This is a genomic window from Hyphomonas johnsonii MHS-2 (assembly GCF_000685275.1).
GTDB lineage: Bacteria > Pseudomonadota > Alphaproteobacteria > Caulobacterales > Hyphomonadaceae > Hyphomonas > Hyphomonas johnsonii.
Genome location: NZ_ARYK01000004.1, coordinates 229,036 through 247,908, shown reverse-complemented (window position 1 = coordinate 247,908; position 18,873 = coordinate 229,036). Strand labels below are relative to the sequence as shown.

Sequence of the window (18,873 nt, the reverse complement as noted above, 5' to 3'; positions counted from 1 at the left end):
TTTCAGGGCAGATTGACCAGAGCGAATCTGGCTGGCCCGTTCAAAACCGGCTATGAACGCCGTTCGCAGGTCACGGAAGGCCCGGCCCATGCAAATCGGTTTCATCCTGTTCCCGAATGTCACCCAGCTCGATTTCACTGGCCCGTTGCAGGTCCTCCACCGCATGCCGGGCGCGACCACGCACATCCTGGCAAAGTCGCCAGCGCCCGTGCCGAGCGATTGCGGCCTGTCGCTGGTGCCGACAGGGACATTTGCCGAAGCACCGCCGCTGGACATGATTGTCGTGCCGGGCGGCTTCGGCGTGGTGGATGCCATTCGCGACGCCGAAACGCTGGACTTCATCCGCGCCGCCGGGGCCGCCGCCACGCATGTCACCTCGGTCTGCACCGGCGCGTTCCTGCTGGGCGCGGCGGGCCTCCTCAAGGGCAAGCGGGCGACGACCCACTGGGCCTATGCCTCACTCCTGCCGCTGGTCGGGGCAACCCATGCGCCGGGCCGCTGGGCGAAGGACGGCAACACCTGGACCGGCGGCGGCGTCACGGCAGGCATCGATTTCGCCTTTGCCATCATCGCCGACCTCGCCGGCCAGCAGGTGGCCGAAGGTATCCAGCTCGCGATCGAATACGACCCCGATCCGCCGACCCGGTCCGGCACGCCGGCACTCGCCAATGACAAGCTCGTGACGGTGATGAACACGCGCTACGCCGATCCGGTCGCCGCGATGCGTGCTGCGGTCACTGCCTGAGCCAAACGAAAAACGCCCGCCAGCGCGAAGCTGACGGGCGTCATTCATCAATTGCCTGGAACGGCGATCAGCTTTCGGTGATCGGGGTCAGGATGATTTCGACGCGGCGGTTGGCGCGGCGGCCAGCCTCGGTCGCATTGTCGGCGATCGGCTGGGTTTCACCCATGCCATAGGCCTGCAGGCGAACCGGCGTCACACCCTGGTTGATCAGGTAGGATTTCACCGAATTGGCGCGCTTTTCAGACAGGGTCTGGTTGTAGGCGTCGTCACCGTCCGAGCTGGCATGGCCGATAATATCGACAGCCGTGGACGGATAGTTGACCAGCGTGGTCGAGACGTCGTTCAGCGATGCGTAGAAACCGGGAAGGATTTCCGCGCTGTTCACGTTGAACGTCACGTTCGACGGCATGGTGAGGGCGATCTGGTCGCCATTGCGAGCGACTTCGATGCCCGTGCCGGCGGTTGCGGCGCGCAGTTCGCGCTCCTGCTTGTCCATGTAGACGCCTGCGGAAGCCCCTGCGATGGCACCCACGGCAGCGCCGATCGCTGCGTTGCGCTTGTCGTCGCCGCCAGCCAGCGTGCCGAGACCGGCACCGGCGATGGCGCCAGCAGCACCGGTCATCAGGACGCGGTTGCTTGGGCCGGTTTCACAGGCGGTCGGGATAAGAGCAAGCGCGACGGCGCCAAGAATGAGATGTCTCATGGAGTTCCTCCGGATAGTGGGCAAAGCCCCGTTGAATACGTATATACGCGTGAACGGGGCTTTCGGTTGCAGCTGTGGCAAATTAAAGGCTGGCACATTAAATCGAGTCCATAATCCCCTGCCACCGGCAGTTTATGACCTGCCATGGCCATGCTATAGCGCAATTTCATGACAATATCACTCGACCTCTCGCGCCGCCCCGACCAGCCCCAGGGCCCGAAATCCCTGTCCGGCATGCCATTGCCCGCCCTCAAGGCGGAGCTGGAAGCCCTCGGCCTTGCGCCGAAACAGGCCGGCATGCGGGCCAAGCAGGTGCGACGCTGGAACCAGTTCTTCGGTGCCACCGGGTTCGAAGGCATGACCGATATCGGCAAGGAGCTGCGCGCCGAACTCGCCGAGCGTTTCACGCTCGACCGCCCGGAAATCGCCGATCACCAGGTGTCCCGCGATGGCACACAGAAATGGCTGACGCGGTTTGCGCCCGGCGTCGAAGGCGAGAGCGTCTATATTCCCGATGTCGGCATGAATGGTGGCGCGCTCTGCGTCTCCAGCCAGGTCGGCTGCACACTGAACTGCACCTTCTGCCATACCGGCACGCAGGCGCTGGTTCGCAACCTGACGGCCCAGGAAATCACGGCCCAGGTGATGATCGCACGCGACGCCCTCGGTGAATGGCCGTCCTCGGCCGAAGACCGCCGCCTGACCAATATCGTCTTCATGGGCATGGGCGAGCCGCTCTACAATCTCGACAATGTTGCCGACGCCATCGACATGATTTCCGACGGCGATGGTCTCTCCATCGGCCGGCGCCGCATCACGGTCTCGACCGCCGGTGTCGCGCCGAAGATCCCCGAACTCGGGGCGCGCACCAATGCCATGCTCGCCATATCGCTCCACGCGACCAATAATGACCTGCGCAACGAGCTGGTGCCGATCAACCGCAAGTACGACCTGCAGACGCTGTTCGAGGCGATCCGCGCCTATCCGGGCCTCGGCAATTCGCGCCGGGTCACGTTCGAATATGTCATGCTGAAAGGCATCAACGACACGCCGGCCGAAGCACGCGACCTCGTCCGCCTGCTGAAGGGCCTGCCCGCCAAGCTGAACCTCATCCCGTTCAACCCCTGGCCCGGCAGCCCGTATGAATGTTCCGACTGGGACACCATCGAGGCATTTGCCGAGATCGTGAACCGGGCCGGCTATGCCAGCCCCATCCGCACCCCGCGGGGCCGGGACATCTTCGCTGCCTGCGGCCAGCTGCGGTCCGAAAGCGTCAAGAAATCCGCCGCCGAGAAACGCCGCGAAGCGCTGGGAATCGAATAATCGCCAACAGGCAGGCCGGCGCCCTAGGCGCGCGCTGCCGCCGCGCGCTGGACAAGCGCCAGGATCGCCTCATGGTCCGGCAGCTCACTTCGGCTCTTGCTGATCAGCGCGCTCATGTCCGGCACCGCCGGCGCGCCCGAGACCGGGCCATCGACATATTTCATGCCATGCAGGATGAATTCATAGCTGTCCTGGGCAAACAACCTGTCCGCCCCCGGAAAGTCGAATTCGGTGGGCGAGCGCCGCTTCCACAATTCCAGCCGGTCGCGCAGATCGTCCAGGATGGCGTCATCCGCCGTGACGGCCTGCCAGAATGGCGTGTCCCGCCGCTTTGACGTGACATAGTGCAGGTTCAGGAAGCCGAGAATCTCGTCATAGAGTTCGTCGACAATGCGGTTGTAATAGCGTGCCGTGGCCTGCGGCGCGGTGGCGAAATCGTCCAGCATGGTCGCGATCGCCCGCCCGGCAAATTCGACCAGGTAGAGGCCGGACGATTCCAGCGGCTCCAGGAATCCGTCGGCCAGTCCCACGGCGACGCAATTGCCTTTCCAGCTGACCAGCCGCTTGCCGCTGGTAAAGCGGATGTGCCGCGCTTCAAGCCCGTCACTGTGCGGGCCTTCATTCTGGCGCAGGGCCGTCTCGGCCGCATCCTCGCTCAGGAAATCGCTGGAATAGACATAACCGATGCCGCGCCGGGTCTGCAGGTTGATGTCCCATTGCCAGCCGTGATCGCGCGCAATGGCCTGCGTATAGGTGACGATCCGCTCGGGCTTGTAGACCTCATAGGGAATGCGCATCGTGACCGCCCGGTTGCACAGGAGATGCTTGGCGAAGGATTTCATCTTCACGCCGAGGCCCCCGCCCAGCAGCGCCGCGCGGAAGCCGGTGCAGTCGACGTAGAGGTCAGCCGTCAGGGCCTCGCCCTGGTCTGTGTGGACCGCCGAGATCAACCCCTCCGGCGACACCTTCACGTCAGTCACCTTGCAGAGCTTGTGCTGGATTCCCCGCTCACGGCCGAAACTGGCGAGCCGGTTGGCCAGCTTGATGGCGTCGAGGTGATAGGCATAGGGAAACGCTCCCTGGTATTGCGGCTGGCGGGGCGACTTCGGCGAGATGTGGTTGTCGGCCAACTGGCTGAGGGCCGAAAAGCTCCGGTCGAAAGGCAGATTGTTCTGCGCTGTCCAGCGACGCACGGCGCCATCGGTCAGCGGGCGCCGGCGCCGGTCGAACGGGTGATCGTAACTGTCACCCAGGTTCCAGTTCTTGTACCGGATCAGCGTCTTGAAGGTCGCCTCGGCAGATATCAGCAACTCCTGCTCCGGCAGGCCGATATCGCTCAACGTGCGCCGGATCGACGGCACGGTCGCCTCGCCGACACCGATCGTGGGAATGTCAGGCGATTCGACAAGGGTGATCTGCGTCTGGCGGCCCGCGCGCCGACAATGCGCATTCAGCAGGTTGGCGGTAATCCAGCCGGCGCTGCCGCCCCCTACGACCACAATTGACTTGACCATGCCCTACCCTCTGCAACGGCGTTTGACGGGCAGTCTTGACGCGATCCCCAGCGGGGTCAATTGCAGGCGGTGAAAGCCCGCCCCGGCGCGATGCCAGACTGGCCTCTTCGTCGCCTAGCGCATTCTCGATATTTTCAGCTTGTCGATCTTGGCGCGCGTCTGGATCGACTCCTCGCTGCGTGTCATCGCCTTGCTGATCGCCTTCAGGCTCATGCCCTTGGTTGCCAGCAGGTGCAGTTTCTGAATTTCGGCGCTGGTCCATGCCTGGCGGTGGCGTTCGAATTTCTCGGCCATGGCGGCCTCCCTCGCTTGCGGGCCTGCCCCGGTCAGGCAGCCTGCGCCCAGCCTAGACCAGACCGACCCGCCCGGCGATCAATATGCTGTGGAAATCGCCGCCGGAGGCCGCTCAGACAACCCGTTTCATCCGGGCTGCGCCTGGCTGCCGCCCCGGTGCCGATGCGGCCACATCGTCCTGGCGTGTCGCCGTCGCAGCAGCTTTCCTCAGCAGGCCCTCTTTCACGAGATCGCCGGGCAGCTGCGGACGGCCGAAATAGAAGCCCTGCAATTCGGAACAGCCTTCCTTTTTCAGGCGCTCGGCCTGGCTTGCCGTTTCGATGCCTTCGGCGGTGGTCCGCATGCCGAGGCTGCTGGCAAGGCCGATCACCGCCCGGACGATCGCCAGGCATTCCTCGCTGGTTTCCATCCGGTCGATAAAGGACTTGTCGATCTTGATCTTGTCGAACGGGAATATCCTGAGCAGGCTGAGCGAGGAAAACCCCGTTCCGAAATCATCCAGCGAAATCGAAACGCCCAGGCTGTGCAGCCCGTGCAGCGTGCTGAGGCTTTCTTCGGTATCGTCGAACAGGGCCGTCTCGGTGATCTCGAATTCAACCCGCTTCGGATCCACACCCGTCTGGGCCAGCGCATGGGCGACGGTTGCCACAAGCGAGCGGTTCCGCACCTGCAACGGGGACAGGTTAATCGAAATCCGGGTCGTCTCGTCCCACGTCGCCGCTTCGCGCAGGGCTTCGCGGATGATCCAGTCACCGACCGTCGTGATCATGCCGGCCTGTTCCAGGATCGGCACGAATATGTCGGGGCCCACCGAGCCGCGCGTCGGATGGTGCCACCGGATCAGCGCCTCGAAAGATCCGAACCGCCCCGATTTGGCGTGCACGATCGGTTGGAAATTGAGGCTCAGCTCGTTACCGGCGAGCGCGTTGCGCAGGTCAGTTTCCAGCGCGATGCGCTCGCTGGCATCATCATTCATGTTCGACTCGAAAACCCGCACCGTGTCACGTCCGGCGGCCTTGGACGCAAGCAGCGCCTGGTCGGCATATTTCAGCAGGTCCACAGGCAGGGCCGCATGGTCGGGGAAGATCGAGACGCCGATGCTGACACTGGACTGGGCCTGCGTGCCGTCAATCTCGACGGGCTCGGCCAGCGCTGTCCTGATCGCCGCAGCCAGCTCCATCGCGTCGTTGCGGCCGGTCACGTCGCGCTGCAGGATCACGAATTCGTCACCCCCGAACCGGGACACAACATCATCCGGCCCAATGATGTCGCGCAGACGGTCGGCTACTTCGATCAGGTACGCGTCACCAACCGTGTGACCAAAGACGTCATTGATGGTCTTGAAGCGATCAATGTCGACCGCAAGCACGGCGAAGCGTGACGTGGTTCCCTTCGTCTCGCTGACAGCCGTGTTGATCGCCTTGAGCAGCATGTCCCGCTTGGGCACGCTGGTCAGGGCATCGAAATGCGCGAGGTGATAAACCTGCTTCTGGGCCAGGTATTTGTCCGTGATGTCGGATGCAACGCCGCGATAACCTTCGAACCTGCCATCGTCACCGAATGTCGGCTTGGCCGACATCCGCCACCATTCTGTCCGGTCTGTGCGGCGCACCGGAAGGCAGATATTGTGAATCTCGCCATTCACGCGCAGGGCATCGTGGAGACGCTCCATCTCATCCCGGCCTTCCATGTTCGTGGCATCGAAAAAGGCCGCCAGGTGCTGCCGGTCGAGGTCTTCGACCGAAATGTTCGTGCGTTCGGCCAGAACTTCGGATGGCCTGATCAGGCGATGGCGGGCGTCCGCCTCCCAGAGCGTATCGGATGCTGCCTGTTCGAATTCGTTCAGCAGCAGGCTGATGACATCCGTCTTCCTTGCCAGCTGGTCGGCCTGCTCCGCCAGCTTCGCCTGCTGCAGCCACGACCGGACATAATTCGAATAATTCCAGAACATCGACCGGATCATGACCACGGTGAAACCGGCCAGCACGACAAGCGATGCCAGTTGCGGTGCGCCAACACCCGAGCGAAGCACGCCAATCGCCATGCCCAGCACGAGCGTCGCGACAAATGGGATTGCGGCCCGGGGCAGTGTCGACAGCATGTAGGCCGCCCCGGTCACCATGCCGGAGCTGATCCACAGCACGATGGCCAGGTCGAAGCCTTGCGAGATGGGGATGAGGAGAATCGGGCAGATGGCCCACGCCGTGCCAAGCATGGCGGATTCGTTGATCGACCGGCGCATTGACCGCGCGGGACGGGGCCTTGGCGCCTGCTGGTCCCGTGACGCATGCAGGCTCGCCCGCACGCCCAACAGGGCCATGCAGACCATGATGCCTGTCCACACCCACAATCCGGCGGACGGTGAACGAAAGGCGAAATAGACGATCAGGATGGCGGCGTTGGCAGAGCTGGCAATCAGGCCGAACGGCAGGAGTGACCGGAACGTATGCATCTGCATGCCGCGAATGTAATCGGCATGTTCTGCAGGTATCTCTATACGCCCGGTGATATGCGCACGGATCGTCGCCAGATTCAGTTTCACGGCATTTACTCCTAAAATGCGCTGGCTGCCGACCAAGTTGGGCGTGAGCAGCGGCATTATGGTTACTGGGTCGAAGAAAATATTCGCTTAAGTTGAACGGGCAATATCCATCGGCTTTCACAAGGATTCGATACGGTTCATTAACGCTGGCAGGCCCGATGAGCGTGACTGGAATTCGCCACGAAGCGTGTCTAGGGTTCCGGCATGCCCCGCCGACTCCCCTCCCGCCCCCGTGGCCTCGTCATTGCCGCCCTTGCGGCGCTGCTGCTGGGTGCGTGCAGGCCGGCCCCCGTGCACGCCTGCACCCCGCTGGAATATGACGGCGCGCCCTATACGGTCTGTGCCTTCGACGTGGCCGACACGGACCTGCGCCTGTTCCTCACCCATCCGGATGGCAGTCCCTATGGCCAGTTCGACCGCCTCGCCGCGCAACTTTCCAGCGAAGGCAAGACGCTGGCCTTCGCGATGAATGCGGGCATGTACCATGACGACCGCCGCGCCGTCGGGCTGTATGTCGAGAATGGCGAGCAGGCAGCACCGCTCATCCGGTCAGCCGGTCCGGGCAATTTCGGCATGCTGCCGAACGGCGTGTTCTGGCTGGATGCAGGCAAGGCCGGCGTGACCGAAACGCATGTCTACGAAACCCGGTTCGCCACCGCCCCGCCGCGCTATGCCACCCAGTCCGGCCCGATGCTGGTCATCAATGGCGCGCTGCACCCCGATTTCAACGAGGACGGCCCCAGCCGGAAGCGGCGCAACGGCGTCGGCGTCAGCGCCGACGGCACGCGCGTCTATTTCGCCATCAGCGAGTTGCCCGTGAACTTCCACAGTTTCGCCAGCCTGTTCCGCGATGAACTGCACACCCCGGATGCGCTCTATCTCGACGGTGTCGTCTCGAAACTCTATGCGCCGGACCTGTCGCGCAACGAGGGCGGACTCGACATGGGGCCGATCGTCGGCGCCGTCATTCCAGACCCCGCCACACCTTGACAGGCGGCGTTCATCTTGGGCTGCTATAAAAAGGCGGGGGCCAGACAGGAGTTCACGGCATGCTGGCCGATACCGTTTGCGTTATCTTTGGAACCTATGCCCTGGCGGCCGGCCTCGGCATGGTGATCGAACCGGGCCGCGCGGCGACCGTGCTCGAAGCCCTCGAGACGGGCCCCGCGCTGACCTATGTGACCGGTGCCCTGATGTTCTTCATCAGTGCCGGCCTGCTCGCCCTGGTCAATGACTTTACCACCGTCACACGATCGATCGGCACCGTCCTGGCCGGCGGCATGGTGGTCGAAAGCCTGCTGCTCCTGGCCTGGCCGAAACCGGTCTTCGCGCTTGGCCGCTGGTTGCTGCCGGAAGAAGATCATGTGCGTGGCATCGGCCTCGCCACGATGGCCTTCGGTCTGGCCATTGCCGTGCTCGGTATCCTATAGGCTGGCTGCAGCAGACCGAAGGAAGACCGATGTCGATACCGCCCCTCACGCTCTACGGCCTGAAGAATTGCGACACCTGCCGCAAGGCCCTGGCCGCGCTCACCACGGCTGGCCATGATGTCGCCTTCGTGGACATTCGCGCCGAAGCCGACCTGCCGGCCCGCGTGCCGGCCTGGCTGAAGGCCGTCGGCGCGGAAAAGCTGGTGAATCGCCGCTCGACCACCTGGCGCGGCCTGACCACCGCGCAACAGGCAGGCGCCCTCGGCGACGGCGCCGCCGCCCTGCTGATCGCCAATCCCGCCCTGATCAAGCGCCCTGTCATCGATACCGGCGCCGACATCCTCGTCGGCTGGGACAAGGGCACCGAGCAGGCGCTCAAGGCCTGACGGCTCAGCGCCGACGGCGCGGATTCGTGTAGAGGGCCTCTTCCTGGTGATCGAGTTCCGGCTTCAGCCGGCCACCGCGCACCTTTTCCGCCAGCTGGCGGACATGGCGCCGCGCCGCGCCATTGAATTTCAGCACCGCGCAGAACAGTTCCAGCACGGTTTCCAGCCGGGCATTCGCGTGCGCGCTGTCCAGCGTCACCTTCCAGGCCCCGCCAAGATTGATCACCCGGCTGTCGAGCTGGCCGATCTTGCGGCCCTTCTGGTCGCACAGCGTGTAATCGGCGCCGATACAGACGATGTTCCGGCGCAGCGTGTAGAAGCGCGGCCCGTTCTTCGTCTGCAGGAAGAAAGAGTATTTCTCGGGGAAGAACGGCCAATGATGCGCTGACCGTTCCAGCTGCACCAACTGGTCATGCCGGCCCAGGTTGATCGAATAGGCCGGCACCGCCAGCCCCCCGGCCGCCAGCGACAATTGCATCGACCGCCCGACCAGCATCTCGACCGTGCCGCGCCAGTGCAGGTCCTCGGAGAACAGCTTGATCACCAGCCGGCGTTTGAAATCCCGGTTCCGCTTCCACATGCCATGCCGGTACGCGATCAGCGACTCGCGCTTGCCGTTCACCACCGTCTGCCCGAAAATCTCCATGTCCTTGGTGAACTGGTTGGACGCGGCTTCGTTCTGGGTGCGCTTCATGATGCCGATTTCAGCCGTGTTGAAATCGGTGGCCCAGAAATCCACCTTGAATTTCTTCGTCTTCACGGGCGTTTCCATGCGCGGTTTCAGGTCGTCCGCAGCTATCGGTACATGCAGCGGTGCATGCGCAGATCCATCAGCCATGATCGTCACCTCCCTCCGTTCTGGAATCGGATAGTGCCCTTGATGGTCATCAGGTGTCAGGATTTGGTTAACAGCACTGCGCGCGGTGTTAACCAGTGCGCACGCCGGCGCGCGGCCTAACTGGGCTTCATCATGTCGCCAAGGCGCAGCAAGGCGCTTTCCCAGCCCTCCTGCACGCCCTCCAGCAGGTCTGCCCCGTCGAGGGCCGCAGTCTGCAGGGTCAGCACAAGCCGCGTTCCCTGTGCCTCGGACTGGAATTCGGCCGATACCAGGCAGGCGCCCTCGATCGCGTCCATGGATGATATGATTTCGGTATAGACGATGCGCCGGTCGGTCACGATGTCGTGGTAGCGCCCCCGCACGATGGCGATGGCGTCGTCGCCCATCATGCACGTGCTGACATCTTCTCCGCCCACAGAAAAGTCGGCGGCATCTATGCGCAGGTCGATCTCGTCGGATGGCGACCCCCAGATGCGGCGCATCTCCGGGTCCGCCCAGGCGCCGAACACGCGCGCCGGACTGGCCGCGTAGGCCTTTTCGATGGTCACGGTCGGGTGGCGGATCGTTTCATGGCTCATGTCGGGTTTCCTTTTGTGTCGGTCGCATCGAGAAAATCTCCCAGCCGGTCGAGGCGCGCGGCCCATGCCTGCTGGTAGCGGGTGATCCAGGCGTCGAGTTCGGCAAGCCGGGCGGTCTCCAGCCGGCACCGCCGCACCCGGCCTTCCTTGCGCGTCGACACAAGGCCCGCTGATTCCAGCACGCGCACATGCTGCAGAAAGCTCGGCAGCGCCATGTCATAGGGGCCGGCCAGTTCGGCAATGCTTGCTTCGCCGAGGCTCAACTGCGCAATCACGCCACGCCGTGTCGCATCGGCGAGCGCCTGAAAGCCGCGGTCAAGGGCGATGGGGTCCGGCGAATGATACTTAGGCATTCGCCTATCTATTAGACGCCGGCATGCCCTGTCAATACACTTAGGCAATTGCCTTTGTATTGTCTCCGCCCGCGCCTCTTTCATTTGGCGTTCAAACGGCCTATTCTCTGTTTATCCGAGGGGTGTCCGGCATGGGGCCGGGCTGAGATTTACCCTTTGAACCTGATCCGGCTCATACCGGCGCGAGGGACGGAGGCGATGCCATGACGCTCGATGCGTTCACAACCTTCTGCAAATCGCTCCCCCACTCGACCTATGTCTGCCAGTGGGGCGGCAGCCATGTCTGGAAGATCGGCGGCAAGGTCTACGCCATCGCAGGCGACGACAACGGCAAGATCACCGGCGTCTCGTTCAAGGTCACGCCGATCGCCTTCCATATCCTGAAAGAGCAACCCGGCTGCCGCGGCGCGCCGCACCTTGCCTCGCGCGGCATGAAATGGATCCAGCGCACCAGCGCCGAGACCATGTCTGACGCCGAACTCCTCACCTACCTGCGCGACAGCTACCGCCTCGTCGCCGCCGGCCTCACCAGGAAGCTGCAAAAGGAACTCGGCCTCGACCCCGCCGTCCCCAACGGGTTCCCGTCATGAGCCGGGCCACCCTCGCCGCGCCCGATGCGAAGGCCGCCTTCGACACGCTGCCCGCCGCCCCGCGCGCTTATCTCGGCAAGCTGCGCGCGCTCATCCTTGCCACGGCGGCGAAAACACCCGGAGTCGGCCCGCTCACCGAAACCTTGAAATGGGGCGAGCCCGCCTTCCTCACCAATGCCACCAAATCCGGCACCACGATCCGCATCGGCTGGAAGCCCGCCACGCCGACCACCGCCCAACTCCTCGTCCATTGTTCCACCACGCTGGTGAATGAATGGCGCGATCTCTATTCCGGCACGCTCGCCTTTTCCGGCACCCGCGCCATCGACCTCGACATCACCGCGCCCCTTCCGCGCGCCGAACTCGCCCATTGCATCGCAATGGCCCTCACTTACCATTCAAGAAAGCAAGCCAAATGAACAAGCCCGCCGACCAGTCCGCCTTCGAAACCCCCAAGGTCACCACGGGGCCGCTGCCTGCCAGCCGCAAGGTCTACACCCATCCGCCACAGGCGCCGGACCTCGCCGTGCCGCATCGCGAGATCGACCTTCATCCCAGCGCCGGCGAGCCGCCCGTGCCCGTCTATGACACGTCCGGCCCCTATACAGACCCGTCGGTCACCATCCATGTCGAACAGGGCCTTGCCCGCGACCGCCGCGACTGGGTGCTCGAGCGCGGCAATGTCGAGGAATATGAAGGCCGCGACGTGAAGCCGGAAGACAATGGCGGCGCCGAGGGCAAGTACCTCGCCCGCCAGTTCCCCGTCCGCCACAAGCCGCTGCGCCGCAAGCCGGCCGCCCCCGCCGCCGTGGAATGCAGCTCGTCGCCCTGCAGCATGGACATGGACCCGACCTGGGACCACGGGCAGGACCTGCTCACCCAGTACGAATACGCCCGCGCCGGCATCGTCACCAAGGAAATGATCTACGTCGCCACGCGCGAAAACCTCGGCCGCGCCGCCGCCCATGAAGACGCCGCCGCCACCATTGCCGACGGCCAGTCCTTCGGCGCCCACATCCCGGAATACATCACGCCGGAATTCGTCCGTGACGAGATTGCTGCCGGCCGCGCCATCATCCCCGCCAACATCAACCATGCCGAGCTGGAACCGCAGATCATCGGCCGCAACTTCCTGGTCAAGATCAACGCCAATATCGGCAACAGCGCCGTCACCTCAAGCGTGGAGGAAGAAGTCGACAAGATGGTCTGGGCGATCCGCTGGGGCGCCGACAATGTCATGGACCTGTCCACCGGCCGCAACATTCACAACACGCGCGAATGGATCATCCGCAACAGCCCCGTCCCGATCGGCACCGTGCCGATCTACCAGGCGCTGGAAAAGGTCAATGGCGTCGCCGAGGACCTGACATGGGAAATCTTCCGCGACACGCTGATCGAGCAGGCCGAACAGGGCGTCGACTATTTCACCATCCATGCCGGCGTGCGCCTCGCCTATATCCACCTCACCGCCAACCGCGTCACCGGCATCGTCTCGCGCGGTGGCTCGATCATGGCGAAATGGATGCTCGCCCACCATAAGGAGAGCTTCCTCTACACCCATTTCGAGGAGATCTGCGACATCATGCGCACCTATGATGTCTCCTTCTCGCTCGGCGACGGCCTGCGCCCCGGCGCCACGGCAGACGCCAATGACGCGGCCCAGTTCGCCGAGCTTGAAACCCTGGGCGAGCTGACCAAGATTGCCTGGGCCAAGGGCTGCCAGGTCATGATCGAAGGGCCCGGCCACGTGCCGATGCACAAGATCAAGATCAACATGGACAAGCAGCTGCGCGAATGCGGCGAGGCGCCGTTCTACACGCTCGGCCCCCTCACCACCGACATCGCCCCCGGCTATGACCACATCACCAGCGGCATCGGCGCCGCGATGATCGGCTGGTTCGGCACCGCCATGCTCTGCTATGTGACGCCCAAGGAGCATCTCGGCCTGCCGGACCGCGACGACGTCAAGGTTGGCGTCATCACCTACAAGCTGGCCGCCCACGCGGCAGACCTCGCCAAGGGCCACCCGACCGCCCACCTGCGCGACGATGCCGTCTCGCGCGCCCGGTTTGATTTCCGCTGGGAAGACCAGTTCAACCTGTCACTGGACCCCGAAACCGCGCGCGACTTCCACGACCAGACCCTGCCGAAGGACGCCCACAAGGTCGCCCATTTCTGCTCCATGTGCGGCCCGAAATTCTGCAGCATGAAGATCACCGCGGAAGTCCGCGAATACGCCGCCGGCATGTCCGACAACGAGAAAGCCGACATGGAAAAACAAGCCGCCGCCGCACGCGCCGGCATGGCGGAGAAGAGCAAGGAATTCATGGACAAGGGCGGGGAGATTTATCTCTCGGAGAGCGGCGAGAAGCGCGAGGCGATTGATTAGAGCAAAGGGTAAATTGTTTTTTAAGTTAGGGCCGTCCACAACCAAAGGATGTTTGCACTCGAAGATGAAATTCAGACCGAATATGATCGTTGGCTCGAGAAGATCGGGGCGGACGATCCCTATCAAATTAGAGGCTGTTTAGGAATATCGGATGTTCTGAGAGCGCACTTTATGATCGCAAATTACTTCTTTCTTGAAGGCGAAGGCATTGGTGGAATCGGCCCCAAGGATTTGAATCTGCTTCATTCAGCTCTCAGTCGCCAACACACGAGCTTAGGGCTGAAATATAAGTGGAACGACACTTTTGATCTATGTGCCACATTGGTTTTCGGGCTAATTCGAGACCATCCGTTCTACGACGCCAACAAGCGAACAGCATTGCTGTCATGCCTGTATTTCTTAGCGCAAAAATCGTATGTGCCGACCATCTCCAAAAAGGAACTCGAGGACTTCATGGTGCAGATCGCAGAGCGCAAATTTGGCAACAGCCGTCGATACAAAGACTTATGCTCTAAGCACCACGAAAACGACGCTATGGTCAGGTATATCTCATTCGAACTGAAAAAGAGTAGCCGCAAAACCGACCATCGCGAATACGTGATCACCTACCGCGACCTGAATAAGATACTGCTGCAGCACGACTACGTTTTGGACGATCCCAGCAACAACCATATCAAAATGTATCGCATCAAGAAAAAGTTGTTCTCGAAAGGGACCGTCAGAAAGTTCGTACTGCAGATCGGGTTTCCCGGCTGGGGCACTGAGGTCAATATTAAGGCACTCAAGTCTGTTCGCAAGCATGCAAAATTGGATCACTTGAATGGGTTTGACTCCAAATCATTCTACACTGGGGTCGATGATATGACTTCTCTGCTTGCTGAGTACCACGAAAATCTTCGAAATCTCGCTGATAGATAAATCACGCTCCGATACGAATTCGAGCCAGCCTGAAGGACAGCGCAACCCTGCGCGGCACGATCCATGGCAACTGCTCTTGTGCGCCATGCCTGACTGACGCAGATGGCGAAACAATCGCCATTATTTGCACCCGCGTCCACCATAATCTCTTTGACTTCATCCTGAAGCCGCCTGAGGGCTATCCGCCCCCAACACGCTCCTCCGCCCCCGGCTTGTGTCATAGACTACAGCCGCCAGAATCGAGACCGGTGAGTGATACGAGACATTACACGCAGCAACCTAGGCGGGAGTGTAAGTCCGCCTGATAAGGCGGAACAGATCTCGTATAGCTACATATAGTCTAGCCACCTCGTCTGGCGCCAGAACTGTATTGTGCGCAATTGGTCCACGGACGTTATTGAGAACAGCCAATATCCTTTGGAGCGCATTTACAGAAGTAAATCGTACACCAACAACATCCTTGTTAGATCTTATGATATCGACAAGATGCCCAAAAGTTGTGAAATCGATATCTCGCTTTGATCGAAGTGATACCCCCAGATCACCCTCCTTGTTTTGGAGGTTCTTTACATATGATTTGACGTCGTCGGGGACGTGCAAATCCCACCAATCATCTTTATACTCATCATACATTGTGTCGATAATTATCGATCTCAGCTTATCCTCAAGAAGATAAAAAATTTCGTAGTAGCGCGCCATCTGCTTGGCGCGTCGTTTCACATAGTCTGGAAAGTCGTCCAGAAATGGGGCAACAATTTCATCCACCGACCCAAGCGGAGATTCCAACTCATTCCTCTCAATATCTTCGATCAGGTCGATACTCTTTTGCAAAGCAAATCCGTTGAACATGAAGTCACGGATGTCCCTATTTCTGCCAGTCAAGAATGTTCTCCCGCAGGCTTCTGAAGATCATGTTGTATGTGTCGATGTTGCCGCTTTGAGGCAGAACGATATTTATGGAGTAAGTAAGTCCAATCGCTTGCGAGGAACCAATTTTTTCCTGCGATAAGCGACCTTCGTTTTCTTTTTTTTCCTTGGCGGGCGACTCCTTTTCTTTCTCCTCTGCTTCGTCCTCGTAGACATTGTCCGACGGATTGATGAAGCTGCGGACTTTATCAAAGCATGCGTAGATTGTTCTAATCAGCGCATCATCCTTATCCAGACCTGTTACTTGCGCAATAACATCTTCGACTTCCGTTTCTGGAGCTCGATGAATTTGGGAGCTAACCCCGAAAAGCGATTGGTATCCATTGTTGAGCATCTGAAATGCGGCCTTGCTACGTTGCCGATCACTTCTAAACTGATCATACAACTCCGTCGGCGAGCTAGATTGATCTATCAATCCCAATTTCTTGAGCGTACCAACTTGGGCTGATCCGGTACCACCTTTTACACCCAAGACCGTTTGAATGTAGCTCGTATCTACTTTTGGGGGTTTTTGGGCCCGAATGATGCCTTGAAGAGTTCGCTCTAGACCTCCCGGGGTTGAGTTATACGTAAGGTCTCCGCCCAGCTTTCTCCGGGTTTTGTCCTTGTTGTCGTCCGTATTTTCTCCATCATCATCAACCGACATCTCAAATAAGTCTCCTTGCCTCATGGACCGGATGCTCAACCCAAACGAATAAATGTCAACGCTACTCTCATATTAGGGGAATACTTTCGGTCGAGTTCGGCGCAACCTCAGCGAGCGTAGGGTGCACTATGCACAGCGCAATGCGCTGGCTTTCCACGCGCAGGTGAATTTCAACATTACGTTAATGCACCCTACCCCGCCGAAGCCCGCCCTATCGACGAAATCCCGGCCAGCAATCGCAGGGTGCATTAAGGCCGCAGGCCGCAATGCACCGTTTTGCACGCGCCAGGGTGCATTGCGCTTCGCTTGATGCACCCTACGCCGCCCTACTCCACCGGGCCGTTGTTCCAGCTGTCCCATTGCATTTTCCAGGTGCCGTCTTCCTGCGTCCAGAGGATCACGGCCTTGCCGGCGCCCATGACGCTGCCGTCGGCGCCATACAGCGTGACATGCGTGCGCTCGGCGATATGGCCCGCGCCCGCCGGCACGGCCTCGACGGTTGCCAGGTCCACTGTCTCGATCACGCCGAGGGCGCCTGTCCAGTAGGCGGCAATCGCCTCCGGCCCCACCATGTCCGGCGCGTCCGGCGGCACAAGGCGGCCACCCGCAGTGTACATCTGCGTCGCCAGCCCGGCCGCATCATCGGCAGCAAACAGTTTCTCGAAATCCCCGTTGCGCGCCTCGACAATCGCGCGCGCCTCGGCGGCCGTCATCGCCGCTGGCGCATCCGGCGTCGAATCCGTGACATCCACCGCCACACAGCCTGCCAGTGTCATGGCCGCCAGCGCGCCTGTCATTCCCGTCGCATATTTCATCATCACGTCCCCCTCCGGTTTCTGAAGAAAAAACCTTCCGCCAGGGCCGCGCCGCTGTCAAACGCTTCCGCGTCCGTGCATCGCGCGCGCCGTTCGTGCCGCCTGCGTGCAGGTTTCGTGCTTTGTACGTGCACCTGTCCGTGCACCGCCTGCGGGCGCGGCCGGCCCCGGCCGGCGATTGCGCTTTGCCGCCGCCGGCCTAGGATGGGACCTCTCCCCTCCCCCGCTTTCGAGGCCCGCCCATGCCGCTGTCCCCCTTCCATCTCGCCTTCCCGGTCCACGACCTCGCCGCCGCGCGCGCCTTCTATGGTGGCCTGCTCGGCTGCGCCGAGGGGCGCAGTTCCGACGCCTGGGTGGACTTTGATTTCCGCGGCCACCAGATCGTCGCGCACCTGGCGCCAGACCAGTGCGGCGCCACGGGCACCAGCGCGGTTGACGGGCAAGGTGTTCCGGTCCGCCATTTCGGCCTCGTCCTGCCGATGGACGACTGGCGGGCAATGGCCCAGCGCCTTGAAGGCAAAGTGGATTTCCTGATTCAGCCCTATGTCCGCTTTGCCGGCCAGCCGGGCGAGCAGGCGACCATGTTCTTTGCCGACCCCTCCGGCAATGCCATCGAGCTGAAGGCCTTTGCTGATATCGGCCAGCTGTTCGCGCGCTGAGGCGCTTCCCTTACATCTGCGTCATGTCGGCCTGGCAATCTTGACCTGTCGCGCGGCGCGCCGCCACATCGTGTCATGGACGCGCCGGAACTCACCGCCACCGAACACCGCCTGCTCGACAATATCGACGCGCACGGCTGGCAGAGCATGCATGTGTTCGATCCGGAACTGGCGCGCCCCAACTTCACCTATTCGATCGGTTTCACCGAAACCCTGAACGCGCCGGAATTCATCGTCTTCGGCCTCCACCGTGATGTCATGCACGACATGCTGTCGGACGTGTTCCGCCAGATCAAGGCAGGCCGGAAGGTGGAAGGCGAACAGCGCTGGCAGGGCCTGGTCGACGGGCATGACTGCATCGCCAAGAAGGCCGACCATGCCGACCTGTTCACCGATTATGTCACCTGGGCCAACTGGTACTGGAAGCATCGCGGCAACAAGGGCCATCCCGGCATCATCCAGCTCGTCTGGCCGGGCCAGATCGACGGCCTGTTCCCGTGGGACGAGGGCTGTGCCCAGGCCGTGATCGACGCCCAGCCAAGGCTCTGGGCCTGATACCGGCCGGATCGGCCCTTCCCCCGCCTGCCGGTGCGGGCTAGCGTTGCGGCATGATCCTTTACGATTACCCCTCCGGGCCCAATCCCCGCCGCGTGCGCATCTATCTCGCCGAAAAAGGCCTGCATGTGCCGACCGAGACCGTGGACATTCTCGCCCGGCGCAACCGCCAGCCGGATTTCCTGGAGAAGAACCCGACCGGCGGCATCCCGGTCCTCGAACTCGATGACGGCTCCTGCATTTCCGAAAGCGTCGCGATCTGCCGCTATTTCGAGGAACTGCATCCTGATCCGCCCTTGTTCGGCACCGGCGCGAAGGAAAAGGCCATCGTGGACATGTGGCTGCGCCGCGTGGAGCTGAACCTGATGGTGCCGATCGGCATGGTCTGGGTGCATGGCCATCCGCTGACGGCCAAACTGATCCAGCAGATCCCCGAGGCCGCCGCGCAAAACCGCGTCCGCACGGCGATGGGCTACAAGCTGCTCAACGACCAACTGGCACGCCATGCGTTCATCGCCGGCGACACCTATACGGTGGCAGACGCTGTTGCGCTTGCCACGGTCGACTTCGGCGCCGGCTTGGTCGGTGTGCCGCCGGACGCCGCGCTGACCCACCTCGACCGCTGGCACCAGGCCGTCACCGCCCGCCCCAGCGCCAAAGCCTGACCC

22 protein-coding genes and 1 riboswitch are annotated in these 18,873 nt (G+C 61.9%); of the genes, 12 read left to right on the top strand and 10 right to left on the bottom strand.

The window, feature by feature from the left end:
- Nucleotides 1-88 precede the first annotated feature (88 nt).
- Complete coding sequence (locus HJO_RS09880) at nt 89-745, top strand: DJ-1/PfpI family protein (RefSeq protein ID WP_035616560.1); 657 nt, start codon at nt 89-91, stop codon at nt 743-745.
- 67 nt (nt 746-812) lie between these two features.
- Here the strand turns inward: HJO_RS09880 and HJO_RS18825 are convergent, their stop codons facing one another.
- The gene (locus HJO_RS18825) at nt 813-1,448 is read right to left on the bottom strand and encodes a YiaD family glycine zipper/OmpA-like lipoprotein (RefSeq protein ID WP_035616559.1); all 636 of its coding nucleotides are present in this window, start codon (nt 1,446-1,448) and stop codon (nt 813-815) included.
- Between the two features lie 168 nt (nt 1,449-1,616).
- On the opposite strand from HJO_RS18825, the gene rlmN reads away from it, so the two are divergent.
- Nucleotides 1,617-2,771 (top strand): dual-specificity RNA methyltransferase RlmN, encoded by a 1,155-nt coding sequence (rlmN, locus tag HJO_RS09870; RefSeq protein ID WP_035616558.1) that lies wholly within the window; start codon nt 1,617-1,619, stop codon nt 2,769-2,771.
- A 23-nt stretch (nt 2,772-2,794) separates the two neighbouring features.
- On the opposite strand, the gene HJO_RS09865 is transcribed toward rlmN, so the two are convergent.
- The 3 genes from HJO_RS09865 to HJO_RS09855 all read right to left on the bottom strand — a co-directional run bounded on the left by HJO_RS09865 (nt 2,795) and on the right by HJO_RS09855 (nt 7,121).
- Nucleotides 2,795-4,285, bottom strand: coding sequence for a tryptophan halogenase family protein (locus HJO_RS09865; RefSeq protein WP_051618485.1), 1,491 nt, complete (start codon nt 4,283-4,285; stop codon nt 2,795-2,797).
- 114 nt (nt 4,286-4,399) lie between these two features.
- Nucleotides 4,400-4,579, bottom strand: a complete 180-nt coding sequence (locus HJO_RS09860; protein ID WP_035616557.1) for a hypothetical protein — start codon at nt 4,577-4,579, stop codon at nt 4,400-4,402.
- Nucleotides 4,580-4,691: 112 nt separating this feature from the next.
- Entirely contained in the window at nt 4,692-7,121 is a 2,430-nt protein-coding gene (locus HJO_RS09855; protein ID WP_162173818.1) for a putative bifunctional diguanylate cyclase/phosphodiesterase, read from the bottom strand.
- A gap of 204 nt (nt 7,122-7,325) precedes the next feature.
- On the opposite strand from HJO_RS09855, the gene HJO_RS09850 reads away from it, so the two are divergent.
- The 3 genes from HJO_RS09850 to HJO_RS09840 are packed head-to-tail and all read left to right on the top strand — an operon-like array spanning nt 7,326 to nt 8,937.
- Nucleotides 7,326-8,111 (top strand): phosphodiester glycosidase family protein, encoded by a 786-nt coding sequence (locus HJO_RS09850; RefSeq protein WP_084141893.1) that lies wholly within the window; start codon nt 7,326-7,328, stop codon nt 8,109-8,111.
- Nucleotides 8,112-8,170: 59 nt separating this feature from the next.
- On the top strand, nt 8,171-8,551 hold the full coding sequence (locus tag HJO_RS09845; RefSeq protein ID WP_035616556.1) for a hypothetical protein: 381 nt from the start codon (nt 8,171-8,173) through the stop codon (nt 8,549-8,551).
- Nucleotides 8,552-8,580: 29 nt separating this feature from the next.
- Nucleotides 8,581-8,937 (top strand): ArsC/Spx/MgsR family protein, encoded by a 357-nt coding sequence (locus tag HJO_RS09840; protein WP_035616555.1) that lies wholly within the window; start codon nt 8,581-8,583, stop codon nt 8,935-8,937.
- Between the two features lie 4 nt (nt 8,938-8,941).
- Here HJO_RS09840 and HJO_RS09835 read toward each other — a convergent pair whose 3' ends face one another.
- The 3 genes from HJO_RS09835 to HJO_RS09825 form a co-directional block, all read right to left on the bottom strand.
- Nucleotides 8,942-9,775 (bottom strand): hypothetical protein, encoded by an 834-nt coding sequence (locus HJO_RS09835; RefSeq protein WP_051618483.1) that lies wholly within the window; start codon nt 9,773-9,775, stop codon nt 8,942-8,944.
- A 116-nt stretch (nt 9,776-9,891) separates the two neighbouring features.
- The gene (locus HJO_RS09830) at nt 9,892-10,353 is read right to left on the bottom strand and encodes an SRPBCC domain-containing protein (RefSeq protein ID WP_035616553.1); all 462 of its coding nucleotides are present in this window, start codon (nt 10,351-10,353) and stop codon (nt 9,892-9,894) included.
- Nucleotides 10,350-10,706, bottom strand: coding sequence for an ArsR/SmtB family transcription factor (locus HJO_RS09825; protein ID WP_035616551.1), 357 nt, complete (start codon nt 10,704-10,706; stop codon nt 10,350-10,352). Before HJO_RS09825 ends, HJO_RS09830 begins: the two co-directional genes overlap by 4 nt.
- A gap of 108 nt (nt 10,707-10,814) precedes the next feature.
- A riboswitch (TPP riboswitch) is annotated at nt 10,815-10,913 on the top strand.
- Between HJO_RS09825 and HJO_RS09820 the strand changes: the two genes are divergently transcribed.
- The 4 genes from HJO_RS09820 (at nt 10,910) to HJO_RS17755 (ending at nt 14,603) form a co-directional block, all read left to right on the top strand.
- Nucleotides 10,910-11,296 carry an MmcQ/YjbR family DNA-binding protein gene (locus HJO_RS09820; RefSeq protein WP_035616550.1) on the top strand — a complete coding sequence of 129 codons (387 nt, stop codon included), beginning with the start codon at nt 10,910-10,912 and terminating at the stop codon, nt 11,294-11,296. (Overlaps the previous riboswitch by 4 nt.)
- On the top strand, nt 11,293-11,715 hold the full coding sequence (locus HJO_RS09815; protein ID WP_035616549.1) for a DUF1801 domain-containing protein: 423 nt from the start codon (nt 11,293-11,295) through the stop codon (nt 11,713-11,715). The genes HJO_RS09820 and HJO_RS09815 overlap by 4 nt, the downstream gene beginning before the upstream one ends.
- Entirely contained in the window at nt 11,712-13,685 is a 1,974-nt protein-coding gene (gene thiC, locus HJO_RS09810) for a phosphomethylpyrimidine synthase ThiC (protein ID WP_035616548.1), read from the top strand. Before HJO_RS09815 ends, thiC begins: the two co-directional genes overlap by 4 nt.
- A gap of 48 nt (nt 13,686-13,733) precedes the next feature.
- A complete protein-coding gene (locus HJO_RS17755; RefSeq protein WP_051618482.1) occupies nt 13,734-14,603 on the top strand; it encodes a type II toxin-antitoxin system death-on-curing family toxin in 870 nt (289 codons plus the stop codon).
- Nucleotides 14,604-14,882: 279 nt separating this feature from the next.
- Here the strand turns inward: HJO_RS17755 and HJO_RS09800 are convergent, their stop codons facing one another.
- The 3 genes from HJO_RS09800 to HJO_RS09790 all read right to left on the bottom strand — a co-directional run bounded on the left by HJO_RS09800 (nt 14,883) and on the right by HJO_RS09790 (nt 16,994).
- Nucleotides 14,883-15,452 (bottom strand): Swt1 family HEPN domain-containing protein, encoded by a 570-nt coding sequence (locus HJO_RS09800; protein ID WP_051618481.1) that lies wholly within the window; start codon nt 15,450-15,452, stop codon nt 14,883-14,885.
- Nucleotides 15,453-15,468: 16 nt separating this feature from the next.
- Complete coding sequence (locus HJO_RS09795) at nt 15,469-16,176, bottom strand: DUF5343 domain-containing protein (protein WP_156945553.1); 708 nt, start codon at nt 16,174-16,176, stop codon at nt 15,469-15,471.
- 326 nt (nt 16,177-16,502) lie between these two features.
- Nucleotides 16,503-16,994, bottom strand: a complete 492-nt coding sequence (locus HJO_RS09790; RefSeq protein WP_035616546.1) for a YybH family protein — start codon at nt 16,992-16,994, stop codon at nt 16,503-16,505.
- A 239-nt stretch (nt 16,995-17,233) separates the two neighbouring features.
- On the opposite strand from HJO_RS09790, the gene HJO_RS09785 reads away from it, so the two are divergent.
- From HJO_RS09785 to HJO_RS09775, 3 genes are all read left to right on the top strand, one after another.
- Nucleotides 17,234-17,650, top strand: coding sequence for a VOC family protein (locus HJO_RS09785; RefSeq protein WP_035616544.1), 417 nt, complete (start codon nt 17,234-17,236; stop codon nt 17,648-17,650).
- A 75-nt stretch (nt 17,651-17,725) separates the two neighbouring features.
- Nucleotides 17,726-18,205 carry a DUF4262 domain-containing protein gene (locus tag HJO_RS09780; protein ID WP_035616543.1) on the top strand — a complete coding sequence of 160 codons (480 nt, stop codon included), beginning with the start codon at nt 17,726-17,728 and terminating at the stop codon, nt 18,203-18,205.
- Between the two features lie 53 nt (nt 18,206-18,258).
- Nucleotides 18,259-18,870: a glutathione S-transferase family protein gene (locus tag HJO_RS09775; RefSeq protein ID WP_035616542.1), complete on the top strand. Its 612-nt coding sequence runs from the start codon at nt 18,259-18,261 to the stop codon at nt 18,868-18,870.
- Nucleotides 18,871-18,873: the final 3 nt, after the last annotated feature.